This window comes from Vibrio sp. 1457, from assembly GCF_033340195.1.
Classification (GTDB): Bacteria; Pseudomonadota; Gammaproteobacteria; order Enterobacterales; family Vibrionaceae; genus Vibrio; species Vibrio alginolyticus.
In genome coordinates, this window is record NZ_JAWOWA010000134.1 from 1 (window position 1) to 1,087 (window position 1,087).

General features: G+C 40.4%; 3 protein-coding genes. All 3 read left to right on the forward strand.

All coding sequences use genetic code 11. The features are described 5' to 3' along the window. On the forward strand, nucleotides 1–305 hold a 305-nt coding region (locus R7Z41_RS24295; RefSeq protein ID WP_318141678.1), incomplete at its 5' end, for a FimD/PapC C-terminal domain-containing protein. 15 nt (nucleotides 306–320) lie between these two features. Beyond that, entirely contained in the window at nucleotides 321–737 is a 417-nt protein-coding gene (locus R7Z41_RS24300; RefSeq protein ID WP_318141679.1) for a molecular chaperone, read from the forward strand. 36 nt (nucleotides 738–773) lie between these two features. Then, nucleotides 774–1,070: a molecular chaperone gene (locus tag R7Z41_RS24305; protein WP_001753066.1), complete on the forward strand. Its 297-nt coding sequence runs from the start codon at nucleotides 774–776 to the stop codon at nucleotides 1,068–1,070. Nucleotides 1,071–1,087: the final 17 nt, after the last annotated feature.

The following is a 1,087-nucleotide window of genomic DNA, read 5'->3' on the forward strand; positions in this document are numbered from 1 at the left end:
CCACCACCTTAACCGAAGGTGCTATTGGCTACGCCAAACTTGATACCCGCAAGGGCTATCAAATCATGGGGGTTATTCGCCTGGCAGATGGTAGTCACCCACCACTGGGGATTAGCGTAAAAGATAAAACCAGCCATAAAGAATTAGGACTGGTTGCTGATGGCGGCTTTGTATACCTCAACGGCATTCAGGATGACAGCAAACTTACTTTACGCTGGGGTGATAAATCCTGTTTTATTCAACCACCCAATAGCAGCAACTTAACCACCGGAACGGCTATTTTACCGTGTATTAGCCAAAATTAATTCAGGATGAAACTAATGCGCTACTTAAATACAAAGAATATCATTGCAGCAGGAGTATTACTCTCCTGTATGAGCAGCATTGCCTGGGGTGCCATCATCCCGGATCGTACCCGTATCATAATGAATGAGTCAGATAAAGGCGAAGCATTAAAACTTACTAATCAAAGTAAAAACCTGCCCTATCTGGCCCAAACATGGATAGAAGATACGAAAGGCAATAAATCGCGTGACTTTATTGTCACTGTTCCTCCAATGGTGCGTTTAAATCCCAGTGAGCAAATTCAAATAAGAATGATAACGCAGGAAAAAATTGCTCAACTTCCTAAAGACAGAGAAACGAACTTATATTTTAACGTGCGAGAAATACCGCCCAAAACAGATAAAAAAAATGTGATGCAAGTCACTATGCAGCACGCATTGAAACTATTCTGACGGCCAAAAGCCATTGAATTAGAAGACGATGGGGTAATGACTTACGAAAAAGTTGAAATCATTCGTAGAAATGACGGTTCGATCCGCTTTAACAATAAGATGCCTTATCACGTTACGCTGGGTTATATCGGAACAAATGGGGTAACGATGTTACCACAAACGCAAAGCTTAATGGTAACCCCTTTTAGCTATGCAAATACGCAGTTTAAAAATGTTCCGTCAACTTTTCAGGTGGGTTATATCAATGACTTTGGTGGATTAAGTTTTTATGAAATAAACTGCCCTGTAGTAAATAACATTTGTAATATTTCTGTAGCCAACCGAGATCAATAATATGCGCTACTTGTTAA

Bases quoted from the DNA above. Each gene is read 5' to 3' on its own strand.
- R7Z41_RS24300 (WP_318141679.1), top strand. From the start codon at position 321: ATGCGCTACTTAAATACAAAGAATATCATTGCAGCAGGAGTATTACTC.
- R7Z41_RS24305 (WP_001753066.1), top strand. From the start codon at position 774: ATGACTTACGAAAAAGTTGAAATCATTCGTAGAAATGACGGTTCGATC.